Source organism: Paenibacillus taihuensis (assembly GCF_003386535.1).
In the GTDB taxonomy this organism is placed as follows: Bacteria; Bacillota; Bacilli; order Paenibacillales; family Paenibacillaceae; genus Paenibacillus_Z; species Paenibacillus_Z taihuensis.
The window spans coordinates 25,376-40,128 of the sequence record NZ_QTTN01000002.1 but is presented as its reverse complement, the minus strand read 5'-3'; the positions used below and the strand labels follow the sequence as shown (position 1 = coordinate 40,128).

13 protein-coding genes and 3 tRNA genes are annotated in these 14,753 nt (G+C 51.7%); all 16 read left to right on the top strand.

The window, feature by feature from the left end:
• Window positions 1–128: 128 nt before the first annotated feature.
• The 16 genes from A8990_RS02345 to A8990_RS02270 all read left to right on the top strand — a co-directional run bounded on the left by A8990_RS02345 (window position 129) and on the right by A8990_RS02270 (window position 14,741).
• Window positions 129–542: a DUF2089 domain-containing protein gene (locus tag A8990_RS02345; protein ID WP_116187419.1), complete on the top strand. Its 414-nt coding sequence runs from the start codon at window positions 129–131 to the stop codon at window positions 540–542.
• A gap of 15 nt (window positions 543–557) precedes the next feature.
• Complete coding sequence (locus tag A8990_RS02340) at window positions 558–1,691, top strand: DUF4097 family beta strand repeat-containing protein (RefSeq protein WP_116187418.1); 1,134 nt, start codon at window positions 558–560, stop codon at window positions 1,689–1,691.
• A 217-nt stretch (window positions 1,692–1,908) separates the two neighbouring features.
• Window positions 1,909–2,907: an ABC transporter ATP-binding protein gene (locus A8990_RS02335; protein WP_245995816.1), complete on the top strand. Its 999-nt coding sequence runs from the start codon at window positions 1,909–1,911 to the stop codon at window positions 2,905–2,907.
• 4 nt (window positions 2,908–2,911) lie between these two features.
• Entirely contained in the window at window positions 2,912–3,730 is an 819-nt protein-coding gene (locus A8990_RS02330; protein ID WP_245995815.1) for an ABC transporter permease, read from the top strand.
• Window positions 3,714–4,517, top strand: coding sequence for an ABC transporter permease (locus A8990_RS02325; protein WP_116187417.1), 804 nt, complete (start codon window positions 3,714–3,716; stop codon window positions 4,515–4,517). The genes A8990_RS02330 and A8990_RS02325 overlap by 17 nt, the downstream gene beginning before the upstream one ends.
• Window positions 4,518–4,644: 127 nt before the next feature.
• A complete protein-coding gene (locus A8990_RS02320) occupies window positions 4,645–5,322 on the top strand; it encodes an ABC transporter ATP-binding protein (protein WP_116187416.1) in 678 nt (225 codons plus the stop codon).
• Window positions 5,288–6,355 (top strand): efflux RND transporter periplasmic adaptor subunit, encoded by a 1,068-nt coding sequence (locus A8990_RS02315; RefSeq protein WP_116187415.1) that lies wholly within the window; start codon window positions 5,288–5,290, stop codon window positions 6,353–6,355. The genes A8990_RS02320 and A8990_RS02315 overlap by 35 nt, the downstream gene beginning before the upstream one ends.
• A 3-nt stretch (window positions 6,356–6,358) precedes the next feature.
• Window positions 6,359–9,298, top strand: a complete 2,940-nt coding sequence (locus A8990_RS02310) for an ABC transporter permease (protein WP_116187414.1) — start codon at window positions 6,359–6,361, stop codon at window positions 9,296–9,298.
• A gap of 7 nt (window positions 9,299–9,305) precedes the next feature.
• Complete coding sequence (locus A8990_RS02305; RefSeq protein WP_116187413.1) at window positions 9,306–10,199, top strand: ABC transporter ATP-binding protein; 894 nt, start codon at window positions 9,306–9,308, stop codon at window positions 10,197–10,199.
• 8 nt (window positions 10,200–10,207) lie between these two features.
• Window positions 10,208–11,767 (top strand): ABC transporter substrate-binding protein, encoded by a 1,560-nt coding sequence (locus tag A8990_RS02300; RefSeq protein WP_116187412.1) that lies wholly within the window; start codon window positions 10,208–10,210, stop codon window positions 11,765–11,767.
• Between the two features lie 149 nt (window positions 11,768–11,916).
• Complete coding sequence (locus tag A8990_RS31350; RefSeq protein ID WP_181909377.1) at window positions 11,917–12,084, top strand: hypothetical protein; 168 nt, start codon at window positions 11,917–11,919, stop codon at window positions 12,082–12,084.
• Between the two features lie 84 nt (window positions 12,085–12,168).
• A tRNA-Met gene (locus A8990_RS02290) sits at window positions 12,169–12,245 on the top strand.
• Between the two features lie 21 nt (window positions 12,246–12,266).
• Window positions 12,267–12,343, top strand: a tRNA-Ile gene (locus A8990_RS02285).
• Between the two features lie 20 nt (window positions 12,344–12,363).
• Window positions 12,364–12,449 (top strand) — tRNA-Leu (locus tag A8990_RS02280).
• A gap of 341 nt (window positions 12,450–12,790) precedes the next feature.
• Window positions 12,791–13,876 (top strand): ABC transporter ATP-binding protein, encoded by a 1,086-nt coding sequence (locus A8990_RS02275; RefSeq protein ID WP_116187410.1) that lies wholly within the window; start codon window positions 12,791–12,793, stop codon window positions 13,874–13,876.
• The gene (locus A8990_RS02270; protein ID WP_181909365.1) at window positions 13,869–14,741 is read left to right on the top strand and encodes a carbohydrate ABC transporter permease; all 873 of its coding nucleotides are present in this window, start codon (window positions 13,869–13,871) and stop codon (window positions 14,739–14,741) included. Before A8990_RS02275 ends, A8990_RS02270 begins: the two co-directional genes overlap by 8 nt.
• Window positions 14,742–14,753: the final 12 nt, after the last annotated feature.

Below are 14,753 nucleotides of genomic sequence, written 5' to 3'. Positions count from 1 at the left end.
TCAGGTCTTTTTTATACTTTTTATTCAAAAATCCAAAACTGATATTGAATTTATTCAGGTATTATTTTAATATAGTCAATATCGAGATTGAATTATTTAATGTCACGCACAGGAGAGGTGAGTCAGCATTGAAATATCCGCCGCCGCAGCAATGTCCGGTTTGCGAGAGTAAGCTAACGATTCAAGAGCTGAAGTGCGATCATTGCTCGACTGTTATTCAAGGGAATTTTGAAGCGACGAGGCTCGCTTCGTTGAACGGGGAGCAGCTGCATTTTGTCGAAGTGTTCTTGAAGGTAAGGGGAAACATACGTGAGATGGAGAAGGAGCTCGGCATCTCGTATCCTACGGTGAGGAACCGGCTGGATCAAATCGTCGATTCACTTGGATTTCAATCCATGCCAGCATCCCCGTCCTCCCCGCCGCCACCGTCGCAGCAGCAAGACGCAGAGCAATCGCAGCGGAAGCAGATTTTGGCCAAGCTGGATGAAGGGTCGATTACGGTCGAAGAAGCGCTTAAGCTTATTGGAGCTAGTCAAAAATAGGAGGAGTGGTAAGCGATGCATGAAGAGCGCACAATGGTCATTCGCATGATCGAGGAAGGTAAAATTACAGCGGAGCAGGGGCTGGCGCTGCTGGAAGCGTTGGAAGAGAAGCAGTCGCAAGCCGCGCCTACGATAGAGGAAGAGCAAGTGAAGCCTGTTTCTGATTCTGTTTCGGGACAAGCTGCCGCGTGGACAAGCACCTTCGATGCATTCGGCATCGAGCAGATGGCGTTCACGGCTGAGAACGGGTCGATCTATTTTCAAACGTGGGATCAACCCTCTTCGCAAGTGCATGTGACTTTGAAATCGAATAAAAACCTGAGCGTGACTGAACTGAACGAATGGCTTCAGCGATCTATCTCAGAGAAACGGACAGACGAGCAATACATATGGATGATCAAGCATGGCGACAGCGATCGTGATCGAGAACTGGAGAGTGAAGTCGTCATCAACATCTATGTGCCAGATGAGCAGAGCTTCGAGCGATTCGAAGCGACAACGACGAACGGCGGCATTCGCATCGATACCTTGATGTCCGAAGAGGCATCGTTCACATCGACCAATGGAGAGATCAAGCTGAACGGCATTCACCTGGAAACATTGAAGACAACGACGATGAACGGATCGATTCAGCTCGAGCTCGGGAACGCGGAATCCGCAGAGCTTATTGCGATGAACGGCAATGTTCGCGTAAGCGGTCAATTCGAGGAGCTGGAATGCCGTACGACGAATGGCTCGATTCAACTCGTTGACGTGATGGCAGAAGAGATTGAACTACGCACGAAGAACGGAAATATCCATTCTGCGACTTCTTTCGAAAAGCTGTCATGCAAGACGGAGAACGGCACGATCGATGTGCACAACCTGTCGGATGGGGACTCCGACCTTCGAGCGGAGACGATTAACGGTTCAGTCGTCATCGTGTACGACGAAGGCGTTGCAGGAGTACACGGCGAGCTGCAGTTCGGTCATGGCAGCGCGCGCTGCACTCTGAATGGGCAGACATACGCTTATTTGCAAGGGGAGAACAGCAAGCAGAGGGTTGAGTTCCACCAAGGGGATGAGGAGCAGCATCATCTTACCGTATCGACTGTCAATGGCTCAATCCGTATAGAGACAACCCCGGAAAAAAATCTGTTGCCATCCTAAATATTGGATGCTAATATGTTACATTAAACGGAAGGGTTTCTAGGGATCCGCGATCGGGCGAACCAAGCGAAACCGGGCTAATGACGATAGTCATGCTACACCGTAGGGATAAAAGACCTTCGGCAAGTTCCGCCTCATTAGACAGGCGGCGCTCGCAGGAGGTCTTTTTGGCGTTAGCTGAATGTCTGACGAGAAAACAGACAAGGGGAGATAAGGGATGACGATGGTAGCATTGCAAACACATGCACTCAGCAAGATCTTCACAGTTAAGCAAAAGCGTGCCGGACTTACGGGCAGCATCCGTTCGCTGATCAAGCCGCAGTGGGAGGAGAAAATCGCGGTGAAGGGCATTGACCTCACCGTACAGCGAGGCGAGATGGTCGCCTTCCTCGGACCGAATGGAGCTGGAAAGTCGACGACAATCAAGATGCTTACGGGCATTCTGCATCCGTCCTCCGGCGAAGCGCAGGTGCTGGGGCTGACGCCTTGGCGCGAACGGGCGAAGCTCGCTTACCGGATCGGCGCGGTGTTCGGGCAGAAATCGCAGCTGTGGTATCACCTGCCGCCGATCGATACGTTCGACCTGATCAGCCGCATCTATGAGCTGGACCGCAGTGAATATGCCGCACGACGCAATGATCTGATCGAGCGGTTCGAGCTCGGGCCGTATTTGAATATTCCTGTTCGAAAGCTGTCGCTTGGCGAACGGATGCGATGTGAGATCGCAGTGTCCTTCCTGCATCGCCCGCAGCTGCTCTTCCTCGATGAGCCGACGATCGGCCTCGACGTCGTTGTGAAGCAGCGCATTCGCGAGCTGATTCGCGAAGTGAACAAGGAAGAAGGGACGACTGTGTTTCTGACGTCCCATGACGCTGGTGATGTTGAAGAGCTGTGCTCGCGGGCGGTCGTTATTCATCATGGCGGCATTTTGCTGGATGCGCCGGTTGACCGGCTGAAGCGGGAAGTGCTGAGCCGCAAAATCATTTCGCTTACGCTGGCAAGCGGGTTCGATCCAACGATGCTGCCGAGTCAGGTCGGCACGGAGGTCCTCAAAGTGGAGGGCAGACGGGTGAAGATCGCTGTCGACCTGCAGCAGACTGACATTGAAGCCGTGCTTGGCAGCTTGATCGGCCGGTTCCGACTGGAGGATGTCACGGTCGAAGATCCGCCGATGGAGGAGATTATCACACATATCTATGGATCAGGAGGAGGTTAGCGCCATGAATGCCATGAATGCTATGAATGCTATGAAACTGATGAAAGCCGCTGCGGTTGCGCGGATTACATGGCGGCAGCAGCTGGCGTATAAGACGGATTTTCTCATGCGATCGTCGTTTCTGCTGCTCATTCTGTTCGTTTTCGTTCAGCTTTGGGGCGCTGCCTATCAAGGCGATACGACACGTGTCATCAACGGATACACGTTGAAGCAGATCATCTGGTACCTCGTGTTCACGGAAGCGATCACGATGGCTGTTCCTGCACTATGCGGCTTGATCGAGAACGAGGTGAAGAGCGGCGACATCGCAATCCGGCTCATCCGGCCGTTTTCTTATGTCGGGTATCATTATTCGTCCTATTTGGCAGAGGCGATCTTTCGCTTCTTCATTCATCTCGCTATCGGCAGCATCATTGCCTGGACATTCGCAGGACCGCCTTCGTTCGGTGTTGGCTGGGCTGGACTGTTCGCCTTAACGCTCGGCGCGATTACGATTGCTTTTCTGCTCAATATGATTGTGGCGCTCTGCGCTTTCTGGGTTGAAGAGACGCGGGGGATGGAGTTCGTCCTGCACAAGCTTCAGTTTACGGTCGGCGGAATGCTGCTGCCGCTCGACCTCATGCCGGAATGGCTGCAGCGCATATGCGCATGGATGCCGTTTCAGGCAATGCTTTATTTTCCGGCGCGGACTGCCGTTAATTATGGTGAGGCGAGTTTATTGCAGCAGTTCGGCATACAAGCGGCCTGGATTGTCGTTCTCGCGGCTGCAGTAATGTTCATGTACCGGAGAGGAGTGGCAAAATTACATGTCAATGGCGGCTAAAGGTATTGGAACGCTCAAGTTTCTGCTCACCTGCTGGAAGCTGAATCTCGCATCAGCAATGGAATACAGGCTCAGTTTCTTCATGCTTGCTGGGATGATGTTCATTAACAACTTCATGTGGCTGTTCTTCTGGAGCTTGTTCTTCGGTCGGTTTCAGGTCGTAAACGGCTGGGATCTCTCCGATGTGATGATGCTGTGGGCGGTTGGGGCAGGCGGCTTCGGTTGGGCGAATATGCTGTTCGGCAACTTCAACCGGATCGCCCCGATCGTCTCCGGCGGTCAATTGGACGTTTACTTATCGCAGCCGAAGCCCGTGCTTCTTCATGTATTAGCGAGCCGGATGTCCCTTACCGCAGTCGGTGATTTCATGTTCGGACTGGTCATCTACGGCTGGGTGGGCGATCATTCGCTGCGCGGCGCGCTCCTATTCACGGCTGGACTCATCATTAGCGGCGTACTGATCATGGCGGTCACAATTATTGGCGGATGCCTCTCCTTCTACGTAGGAAACTCGGAAGGGATCGCGAATCAAGTGTTTAACAGCTTTCTTGCGCTATCTACGTATCCATCCGATATTTTTCGGGGGTTCGCGAAGGCACTGCTGTTCTCCATTATCCCGGCTGGCTTCATCAGTTATTTGCCGATCGGGCTCATGCGAGACTTCGATGCAATCTTCGTGTTAGAGGCAGTTGCTGTCACGCTGGGCTTCTTAGGAATTGGCATTTTTTTCTTCCATAGGGGGCTTCGCAAGTACTCTTCCGGCAATGCAATTGCGCTTCGGGGGTAAGTTTGCATCTTTATGAAATATTTATCTAATTTCGTCGCTTAGGCGTGTAACCTTAAGGAGGGTAACTACGTCAGAGAAGTAGCTAGATTAGAGTTTTCTAATCGGGGAGGGGGGTTACATAGAGAAAATGAGTGCAGAGCCTGTGTTAAAAGTAGAATCCGTTTGGCGAACCTTCCAGGTTGGCGGTCAGCCGCTGCATGTTTTGAAGGGCATCGAGATGGAATTAAAGCCGCAGCAGCTGGTCATGCTTCGCGGACGCTCGGGCTCTGGGAAAACGACGCTGCTGAATTTAATCGGGGGTCTGGATACGCCTAGCAAAGGTGAAATTACGTTCAAGCAGCTCCCTTTTCACAAAATGAGCGATGATGAGCGGACGAAGGTACGGCGCAGTGAAATCGGCTTTATTTTTCAAGCATTCGCACTGATGCCGCTATTGTCCGCATACGAGAACGTCGAGCTTAGCTTACGGATGGCTGAAGTGCCGAGCAGTACGTGGAAAGGGCGCGTCGAGCAATGCCTGGAGCTGGTTGGTCTATCCAAAAGGATGCATCACCGGCCGTTCGAGCTCTCCGGCGGGGAGCAGCAGCGTGTTGCCATTGCGAAAGCGATTGCCCATAAGCCGACTTTGCTGCTTGCCGACGAGCCGACAGCGGAGCTTGATTCGCAAATGTCTGCGCAAGTGATGTCGCTCTTCCAGACGATTATCGAGACTGAACAAGTGACAATTTGCATGACTACACACGATCCTACGATTCTGGAGGTTGCCGATCATGTTTACGAAATGGTTGACGGGACGTTCCTGTAAGACCGCGGCAGTCCTAGTCATAGGCGCCTCGCTCCTGATGACGACAGGCTGTTCGCTGCTGCCGGATGAAGATAATGAGGAAGTGCTGCCTGCCATTGCGCCTCCGCAAATTTCGAAGAAGCCGGAGTACGAGGTAACGACCGCGACAATTGAAACGAAGAAGACGACCATCGGGAAGATGATCTCCTTGAAAGAAGAGACGCTCTATTACACGCTCGACGGTAAACGATTGAAGGAATTGAATATTAAGGCCGGTCAGAAGGTGACCAAAGGCCAAGTGATCGGTTCGCTCGATGTGGATGATTTGCGCAAACAGCTGCGTACCGATAAATTGCAATTTTCGCGGGATGAGCTGCAGATGAAGGATACGCTTCGCAAGAAGGATGAGATGGATCCGGTCGATTTCGAGCTGGCGAAGATCGCCTTTGAAGAGAAGCGCCAGCATCTGGTCGATTCTCAGGAGGAGATCGACAAGGCGTTGCTGACTGCCCCGTTCACAGGCACGGTCGTAGCGCTGAATGTCATGAAGGGCGATCTGATCAAAGCTTACGATCCGGTCTGCATCATTGCCGATACGAGCCAGCTGACCGCAGCAGCGATCATGACGAATGACGATCTGCAGGGCGTTTCGGTTGGTATGCCGGTCGTCGTTGATATTAACAATGCCGGCGAAGTGAAAGGCACCGTAGCTCAGCTTCCGGTGCAGAAGGATGACAATGGCGGGAATGGCGGCAGCGGTAATGGAACGCAGCGTCCGGAACGGCCGGAGGATTTCCTCACCGTGAAGCTGGGCAGCATGCCGAAAGGTGTGACGCGCGGAACGCCGCTGTCCATCTCGATCATCATGAACCGCAAGGAGAATGCGGTCGTTATTCCGCCTTCTGCGCTTCGCTCCATTGGCTCGCGCACCTATGTGCAGGTGGTGGATGACCAAGGCAAACGAGAGGTTGACGTTCAAGTCGGCCAAACGACAGCGACGCAGGTAGAGATTTTGCAAGGGCTGCAGCCGGGGCAGAAAGTCGTGGGGCGTTAACGTATGGGGATGCCGTTATTTCGATTTCTATTGCGGAAAATGTGGAATACCAGATGGCTCACGCTGAGCTCGCTCGTGGGACTCATCATTGCCGTCGCCTTTGCAACGAGCATCCCGATGTACGCGGACGGCGCACTGAAGCGGGTTGTCTCGCAGTCGCTGAAGGATGAGAGCGGCGGGCTTCCGGCAGGCTCGCTCTTAATGCGCTACCAGGAGACGACGGGAAAGACAGATACGAAGGCACTTTCCGAGGTAAGCCGCTATGTCCGGGAGGATGTGCCGAAGCAGATCGGTTTCCCGTTCGGCACCTACGTGCAGAGCTACTCGATTCGAAGCGCGGAGCTCACGCCTGAAGATCCGAGCAAGGTCGATGCGAGCCGCGTGCGGACGATGGCGCTGACCACGATGAATGGGCTCGATAAGAAGGTCGAGCTGACGCAGGGGCGTTGGTATGCCGACTCCATTGGGGCTGACGACACCGTCGAAGCGGTCATGATGGAAGAAGCGATGTACCGCAGCGATATGCATATCGGCGATGTGTTCGAGTATCCGATCTACAGCGGGCTTAATCTGACGCTGCATGTGAAGATCGTCGGTGCTTACAAGCCGCTTGGCGATACCGATCCGTATTGGTATCAAGGGCTGGAAGGCATGATGAGCACGCTCCAAATCGGGGAGAATGCGTTCCAGAAAGGGCTGCTCACGGATCGTAAAGTTCCGGTCCATACGGCGAACTGGTTCTATGCATTCGATCTGAAGGAGATTCAAACGAGCCAGCTTGCGCCGCTCGGCAAGACGCTGGATCGACTTAACATCGAGCTGTATCAGCGGCTGAAGGATACGCGCGTGGAGATTTCGTTCGCGAAGCTGCTCGGCGAATTCAAGAAGCAAAGCTTGCAGCTGCAGCTGCTATTGTTCACGCTGGCAGCGCCGATGCTCGCGATGGTGTTCTACTTCATCGCGATGAATGCGAGGCAAGCGCTCGATAAGCAGCGAAGCGATATCGCGGTGCTGCGAAGCCGGGGCGCGGGAACACGGCAAATCTTCCGAATCTATTTCCTGGAAGGGCTGCTGCTCGGTATTATCGCACTGATTGTCGGTCCGATGATTGGCTGGTTTATGGCGAAGAGTATCGGCTCGGCTAACGGCTTCCTCGAATTCGTTAATCGGAAGTCGCTGCCGGTCGGCTTCTCTTCGGAAGCGATCATTGCTGGTGTCGGGGCTGTCGTGCTTGCTCTGCTAGCTACGATTATTCCCGCAATTATCTATGCGAGAGCTTCGATCGTTGATTACAAGAAGCAGCTTGCGCGTTCTGACCAGAAGCCGCTATGGCAGCGTTGGTACGGCGATGTTCTGCTGCTTGGCGTGTCGGCGTATGGCTGGTACTTGTTCAACGAGCGGCAAATGATCTCGTTCAAGAGCAATCTGACGACGGATCAGCTCAATGTGCAGCCATTCCTCTTCTTCGTGCCGGCGCTGGCGATATTCGCAATGGGATTGTTCTTCCTGCGCGTATTTCCATGGCTGCTCAAGCTGTTTAACTGGATCGGCCGCAAGGTGCTGCCGGTTCCGTTATTCCTGACGCTGACCCAGCTGTCGCGCTCTTCAAGAGGCTACTATCCGCTTATGATTTTGCTCATCTTAACACTCGGACTTGGCGTCTATAACGCTTCGGCCGCACGGACGATCGATCTGAACTCGACCGAGCGTACGCTCTATAAGTACGGTACCGATGTCATTATGCAGACGGTATGGGAAGGTACGACGGAGGTGCAGAACACGGGCGGAAATGGTGGAGGAGGCGGCCAAGGCGGCGGAAGCGGAGGCAGTGGAGGCAGTGGCGGTAGTGGCGGTAGTGGTGGCGGTTCAGGTGGTTCTGGCGGTTCAGGAGGTTCCGGTGGTGGTTCCGGCTCAGGAGGAGGCGGTACGCCTGTTCCGACCAAAATTATCTATTCTGAACCACCGTTCGAAGTATTCCGCTCACTGAATGGAGTCGAGGCTGCTGCGCGCGTATTGCAGGCGAAAGCGAACATGGTTGTATCCGGCAAGTCGATTGGCCAAGGTACGTTGATGGGCATCGATAATGTCGATTTTGCCAAAGTCGGATGGTTCCGCAATGACCTGTATCCGGCACATCCATTCTACTATTTGAAATACTTAGGGCTCTATGAGCAAGCAGCTATTATTCCTTCCAAGGTGGCAGAGAAGTATCAGCTGAAGCTTGGCGATCAGATCTCGGCAGGGTTGCCGGACGGCATAATCGATTTCGTTATTGTCGGCATCGTTCCGTACTGGCCGAGTCAGTACCCGGATCAATCGCCATTCTTAATCGCGAATCTCGATTATATCTACGACCAAGTGCCGATGATTCCATACGATGTGTGGCTCAAAATGAAGCCAGGCGCGCTGACGGGACCTGCCATGAAGGAGCTGGAGAGCAAGGGCATCGAGCTAGCAAATGTGCAGGATGTCCGGATTGAGCTTGCAGCTGAGTCGAAGCATCCGACTCGCGGCGGCGTGTTCGGTATCCTTAGTCTCGGTTTCCTCGTCTCGATCATTGTGTCGCTGGTAGGTTATCTGCTCTTCTGGTTCTTCAACCTATCCGGGCGGATCGTGCAGTTCGGCGTCCTGCGGGCGATGGGGCTGTCGCGCAAGCAGCTGACCGGAATGCTTCTGCTCGAGCAGCTGTTTACGGCAGGGCTATCCATCGGTCTTGGTATCGTCATTGGCAAGATAACGAGCTTGCTGTTCCTGCCGTTCCTGCAAACGACCGATAACGTGGCGAACTCCGTACCGCCATTCCGGGTTGTGTTCGATGCGAAGGATACGACGCAGCTGTATATCGTCGTCGGCTGTATGATGCTGATGGGAGCGGGACTATTGCTCGTTCACATTCGCAGATTGCGTGTTCATCAAGCCGTGAAGATGGGGGAGGAGCGGTAGCCGCATTATGATTACGTGCGAAGGACTTGTAAAAATTTATAAATCAGACGATCTCGAGGTCGTCGCGCTGCAGGGACTCAATCTCCATGTGCGAGACGGCGAGATGATGGCGATCATCGGCAACAGCGGCAGCGGGAAGTCGACGCTGCTCAACATTCTCGGCGGCTTGGATCGGCCGTCTGCAGGTCAGGTTAGCGTGGGACCATGGGATTTGCTCAAGATTACAGAGGAGCAGCTTGTCTCGTACAAACGCGATACAGTCGGCTTCATCTGGCAGAGCAATGCCCGCAACCTGCTCCCTTACTTGACCGCCCTCGAGAACGTAGAGATGCCGATGATGCTGTCATCGAAGGTTGACCGCGCTTATGCGAAGCAGCTGCTCGAATGGGTCGGGCTGAAGGACCGTATGTATAACAAGCTGCACCAGCTCTCCGGCGGGGAGCAGCAGCGGGTTGCCATTGCGATCTCGCTCGCGAACCGGCCGAAGCTGCTGCTCGCCGATGAGCCTACGGGATCGGTCGATACGGCGACGAGCGACCTGATCATGGGGATTTTTCGCAGGCTGAACCAAGAGCTTGGTATAACGATCGTCATCGTTACCCATGACCTTACGCTGGCGGGCAAAGTTGACCGCGTCGTGGCGATTCGGGATGGACTAACGAGCACCGAGTTTGTAAAGAGAAATCCGAACTTGGATGATGTTCAGCAGCTCGGAGACGGAGCAGGCGTCGGCGCTGGCGGTATTCATTCGATTCATGAGGAATATGTCGTTGTGGACCGTGTGGGCAGACTGCAAATTCCGAAAGCTTACTTAACCGCGCTGCAAATTACAGATCGAGCATCGATGGAGTTTGACGGGGAGCGCATTATCATTTCACCGCCTAAATCATTGGAGGGATAACAAAGAGTATGGAGAGAAGAGAGAATCGTAAGCGCGTTGTGATGAAGAGGACGGCAGCTGCTGCTATTAGTACGCTCATGATCACGTCAACGCTAGCGGCATGTACGAAAGGGGAAAGTGATAGCGATGCGGATCGGCATGTACTCCGAGTCGGATTTATGTATTCGAACTCGGACAACGATCCATATTTGCGCCAGCAGTTTACAGACAGCTATGAGCTGCTGCATCCGAACATTGATATTGAGATTGTCTCTGCAATTAACTACGACGATCAACGTTTCGATCAGCCTGATCCGAATAAGCCGCAGCCAGATCCGTACGAGAAAATGAAAGAGATGCTGACAGGCAGCAATCCGGCCGACGTTGTCATTCTCGAATCTGCTTATCTGAAGCGTGCCGTCCAGGATAATCTGCTCAAGCAGCTTGATCCGATTATTCAAGAAGACGAATTTGATATCGACGACTTCGTGCCGACGGTTATCAATGGCATCAAGGACGCTGGCGACGGCTACTTGTATGCACTCACGCCGACGTTCAGCGGTTCCGCACTCTTTTATAATAAGAAGCTGTTCAACGATGCTGGTGTTTCACTGCCATCCGACAACATGCAATGGCCAGATGTGATTGCACTTGCGAAGCGGCTTGCGAAGGGCGATGGCCAAGACCGGAAGTTCGGCATTGCCTTCAACCGGTGGGGCGGCGACCCGTTCTATGATTCCCAGAGCTACGCGGCTCCGCTGCAGCTGAAGATGTTCGACAACAAGGCGGAGAAAATGACCGTCGACCAGCCGCAATGGCGTAAAGTATGGAACGATCTTGCTGGCCTTTACAAGGAGAAAATCGTGCCTACAGGCCAAGACCTTGGCGGTGGAGGCGGACGCCCTCTTGACGTTGCAGGTGCTTCTGCAGGTAAAGAAGTTTACGATCCGTTCCAAGGCGATCTGTTCATTAACGGCCGATTGGCAATGACTGTCGCGGGTTACGACTATGTGAATGAGCTGGCGAAAGCGAAGGACTATGCTGCCAAAAATAATAAACCAGCCGTAGACTGGGACGTCGTAACTGTACCGCAGTTCCAAGAGGCGCCAGGCATTGGCGGCAATATCTATCTGAGCAACCTGATGGCGATTAACAATAAGGCACAAAATCCTGATGATGCATGGGACTTCATCCGTTTCAACAACAGCAAGGAATGGGCGAAGCTGAAGTCGCGCAGCACGTATGAGATGGTATCCCGCAAGTCGTTCCTGAAGCCGAAGGAAGGCATGAGTTATAACATCGACGCGTTCTACGCGCTGAAGCCGGTACCGCCTCAGGATGTCGAGCTCGATAAACTGTACCGCGACCGTCCGAACTTGTACCAAGTGCAAAATCTCGCACAGCCGCTCTTCCAAGATATCATCCAGGGCAAGAAGTCGGTGGAGGATGCGCTTAAGGAATGGCAGACGAAGGGTGATGCCCTGCTGCAGAAAATCAAAGATAACCCGTCAGGCCCGCTTGATCCGGTAGGCGGAGTTGGAGTTGGCGGCGACGTGTATGTGAATCCAGGCGGCGCTGTTAAGGGTTAATGTTAAGAAAAACAAAAATCATAGTGATCGCAGAATCCGCATCGGTACAGCAATGTGCCGGTGCGGTTTTTTATGTTTTTGGGGACATGCTTGATTTTCCGAAAATGGGGTATCCTAACAAAACGGCGAAGAAAGGAGCGAAGAAGTGCATGATAAAATGGGTATATTGGGGGAAGCTGTACGAGACTAAATTCCAGGCAGGCTGTCTAGTACGGCGGATGGAAAATGACTGGTGGGTATATGGTTACGAGTGCCCGCAAGAGATTGAAGTGTTCCGTTCGCGAAAAGGAAGATTTGGCGTTCGATTCCTGCCTTAGAATATTAAGGCTTGACTAATACATGTCCTATATAGTATATTAATTCTTGTCGCCATTGAATGATTCGAAGTGAATCGGTGTTATCGCGGGGTGGAGCAGCTCGGTAGCTCGTCGGGCTCATAACCCGAAGGCCGCAGGTTCAAATCCTGCCCCCGCAACCAACCTTTCGATTATTATCGTAAGGGCCCTTAGCTCAGTTGGTTAGAGCGGTCGGCTCATAACCGATTGGTCGGGGGTTCGAGTCCCTCAGGGCCCACCATTCCTCAATCATCATTACATGCCGGGGTGGCGGAACTGGCAGACGCACAGGACTTAAAATCCTGCGGTGGGTGACCACCGTACGGGTTCGATTCCCGTCCTCGGCATCCAACACTAAACCTTGATGATTCAAGGTTTTTTTATTTTCTGTATGAATCATTATTGCAATAAACTCCATAGCTCTGATAAAACTCCTCCTCGTCACTTGCCATTAGAAGTGATGAGGAGGAGTTTTTTTTATTCTTTTTTCGCTTCATGTGGCTGTAAGTACATGGATTGGGAGCCGATTTCTATTGAAATGAAAGAAAAAGAACAAATAAGTAATCTGAGGAACAATTTACAAACTATTAAATCGTGATTGATCTGTATTTTACATATGTGCCTTATTATCAAGTTACACAGAGCGAGTACAGCATGATTGCGTGCCGAACGAGAGGGAGTGAAGGATATGTCTTCAATTCGATTAGAGAAAGTGACCAAAACCTATTCGAATGGGAAAACCGTCATCGAGAATCTAGAACTTGAGATCAAAGAGCGTTCATTTACGGTGCTGCTTGGTCCTTCGGGCTGCGGCAAGACGACCGCGCTGCGGATGATTGCCGGACTTGAAGAGGTAAGTGCCGGACAAATTTATATTGGAGACCGGAATGTCACGAAGATGGAACCTGGGGATCGAGGGATTTCTATGGTTTTCCAAAACTATGCGATCTATCCGCATATGACGGTGCGCAAAAATATCGAGTTTGGTTTGAAGAATATGAAGATCGTCAAGGAAGAAATAGCGAAACGCGTAATACAAGTCGTGAATATGGTCGGGCTGAAGGATTATTTGAATGCGAAGCCTTCGACGCTTTCAGGAGGACAGCGGCAGCGTATTGCACTATCAAGAGCGATGTCCAAAAAACCGCAGGTATTTCTAATGGATGAACCGTTATCCAATCTAGATGCCAAATTACGCAATCAGATGCGGGGGGAGCTCATTGATCTGCACAGAGAATTGAAATCTACGTTCGTATTTGTCACACATGATCAAATCGAAGCAATGACGATGGCTACGAATATCGTGATTTTCAATAATGGCTCTATTATGCAGCAGGGCACTCCCAAGGAAGTTTATGAAAATCCAGCCAATCTGTTTGTAGCCACTTTTATCGGCGACCCCGGGATGAATATAGTCGAACTTCCGAAGATCGGTACGATCGGTTATAGAGCGCATAAAGTGAAGCTGAAGAGGGCTTTCGACTTTCATGGCGTTAGCGCATCAGGCATGGTGATCACGAAGGAAATGCTGGGGATGGACCATTTGTATCGCATCGCAACCGGATTAGGGACTGTTCTCATGAAATGCGAGGAAGAGTTGAATATTGGCGAACAAGTCACTCTCTATATATCAGAGAAAGATATGTACTATTTCGATGTGAACGAGCAGCGTTCACGGGATATCATGCTGATCGATACGGCATTTCACAGGCTATCCTTGATGGAAGGCGTCACTGTGACTGGCGATCACGTGATTGGTAATGTGCATGGTTAACAGAATCATTCGCAATCCATACATCCTCATTGCTCCGGCGATTATTCTCGTTTCCATATTTTCCTTGTACCCAATCCTCTTCGCGCTGCGAGTCAGCTTTATGAATTGGGACACCGTGTTAGGGACGAAAGAATATGTGGGATTTAAAAATTACATCATTATTTTTAAAGATCCCGTATTTTGGAAGGTACTAAGAAATACGTTGATATTCGCCTTCTTCACTGTTGTGATCGGCATCGTATTGGCGTTTGTAATCGGCATCTTTTTGCGCAAGAACAGACTTTCGGACAATCTTGTGCAGAGTGTCATCTTTACGCCGAACATTCTTTCTGCCGTATCCGTCACTGTGATGTGGATGTGGTTAATGGATCCTAATGTTGGCATCCTCAACTTTGTGCTGAAATGGCTTGGACTTCCAACGCTGAAGTGGATGATGAGTCCTGATACGTCGTTGATGTCTATTATCATCGTCTCGATCTGGAAAGGCCTCGGCTACAATGTGATGATCGTGATCGCGGGACTGCAATCGATACCACGTTACATCTATGAAGCGGCCAAACTTGATCGGGCTGGAAGATGGACAACTCTGTTTCGCATCACGCTGCCGCTCTTGTCGCCGACCTTGTTCTTTCTGCTCATCACATCGATCATTTCCTCATTTAGCGCGTTCGATGTCGTGAGCTTGATGACCAATGGCGGACCGGAAAACTCTTCGAATCTGATTGTTTATTGGATCTACCAGATAGGCTTCTTGCAGTTTAATATCGGCAAAGCAAGTGCAGGCTCGATCTTGTTTATGATCATGGTCGGCATTATCGCGGTGATTAACTACGCATTCTTCAACAAGAAAGTTCACTATCAGTAATCGGAGGATTAA

Excerpts from the sequence above, each read along its gene's own strand:
- A8990_RS02340 (WP_116187418.1), top strand. The coding sequence starts at position 558 with ATGCATGAAGAGCGCACAATGGTCATTCGCATGATCGAGGAAGGTAAA.
- A8990_RS02335 (WP_245995816.1), top strand. The coding sequence starts at position 1,909 with ATGACGATGGTAGCATTGCAAACACATGCACTCAGCAAGATCTTCACA.
- A8990_RS02330 (WP_245995815.1), top strand. The coding sequence starts at position 2,912 with ATGAATGCCATGAATGCTATGAATGCTATGAAACTGATGAAAGCCGCT.
- A8990_RS02325 (WP_116187417.1), top strand. The coding sequence starts at position 3,714 with ATGTCAATGGCGGCTAAAGGTATTGGAACGCTCAAGTTTCTGCTCACC.
- A8990_RS02320 (WP_116187416.1), top strand. The coding sequence starts at position 4,645 with ATGAGTGCAGAGCCTGTGTTAAAAGTAGAATCCGTTTGGCGAACCTTC.
- A8990_RS02315 (WP_116187415.1), top strand. The coding sequence starts at position 5,288 with ATGTTTACGAAATGGTTGACGGGACGTTCCTGTAAGACCGCGGCAGTC.
- A8990_RS02310 (WP_116187414.1), top strand. The coding sequence starts at position 6,359 with ATGGGGATGCCGTTATTTCGATTTCTATTGCGGAAAATGTGGAATACC.
- A8990_RS02305 (WP_116187413.1), top strand. The coding sequence starts at position 9,306 with ATGATTACGTGCGAAGGACTTGTAAAAATTTATAAATCAGACGATCTC.
- A8990_RS02300 (WP_116187412.1), top strand. The coding sequence starts at position 10,208 with ATGGAGAGAAGAGAGAATCGTAAGCGCGTTGTGATGAAGAGGACGGCA.
- A8990_RS31350 (WP_181909377.1), top strand. The coding sequence starts at position 11,917 with ATGATAAAATGGGTATATTGGGGGAAGCTGTACGAGACTAAATTCCAG.
- A8990_RS02275 (WP_116187410.1), top strand. The coding sequence starts at position 12,791 with ATGTCTTCAATTCGATTAGAGAAAGTGACCAAAACCTATTCGAATGGG.
- A8990_RS02270 (WP_181909365.1), top strand. The coding sequence starts at position 13,869 with ATGGTTAACAGAATCATTCGCAATCCATACATCCTCATTGCTCCGGCG.